The sequence below is a fragment of the Pseudoroseomonas ludipueritiae genome, from assembly GCF_014490445.1.
Classification (GTDB): Bacteria; Pseudomonadota; Alphaproteobacteria; order Acetobacterales; family Acetobacteraceae; genus Pseudoroseomonas; species Pseudoroseomonas ludipueritiae.
This window is the reverse complement of record NZ_JACTUZ010000370.1, coordinates 1-765: the sequence shown is the minus strand read 5'-3', so window position 1 is coordinate 765 and position 765 is coordinate 1. Positions and strand designations below refer to the sequence as shown.

At 75.7% G+C, this 765-nt stretch carries 1 protein-coding gene; it reads left to right on the top strand.

Features of this window, described 5'->3' with window-relative positions:
• On the top strand, window positions 1-765 hold a 765-nt coding region (locus IBL25_RS26430), incomplete at both ends, for a hypothetical protein (RefSeq protein ID WP_202986899.1).

Genomic DNA, 765 nt, shown 5'->3' with positions numbered 1-765 from the left:
GCCGCCGCCGCCCGAGCCGGCCCGGCGCCGCGATTCGCTGGTGCTGCCGATCGCCGCCGGCACCGGCGTTGTGGTGCTGCTGCTGGCCTGGCTGATGCTGGCCGGCCGCCCGGACCAGCCTACCATCGACCCCGCCCGGATCGATGCGATGGACAACCGCCTGCGTCAGACCGAGGCCCAGGCTTCCAGCCAGGGCCCGGCGCTGCAGCAGGCCAGCGAGCGCCTGGGCGCGCTGGAGACGGCGCTGCGCGAGCGTGAGGCCGCCGCCAGCCAGGCGATGGCGGCGCTGCAGCAGGCGCTGGAGCAGCAGAAATCCGCCCTGGCCGCGCAGCAGGCCCAGACGGACCAGCGCATCGGCGAGGCGCAGAATGCCTTCGCCCAGCGGCTTGGCGAGGCGCAGAACAGCCTCACCCAGCGCGTCAGCGGCGCCGAGGAGCAACTGGCGCGGCGCTTTGCCGAGGCCGAGGCCGCGCTGGCCCCGAAGCTGGACACGCTGGAGCGGAACCAGCAGCAGCGCCTGACCGCGCTGGAAGGCAAGGTGACGGAACAGCTCTCCGCCGCCGAGCAGGCCGCCAACCGCGCCGCCGCCGAGCGGGAGCAGCAGATGAATGCCCGCTTCGCCGCGCTGGAGCAGCGCGAGGCCCGCATCACCGCCGCCGAGCAGCGGCTGAACCGGCTGGTGGCTTCCACCGCGCTGACCTCGGCGCTGGAAGCCGGGCAGCCGCTGGGCGCCGCCCTGGCCGGGCTGCCCGGCACGCCGTCGCC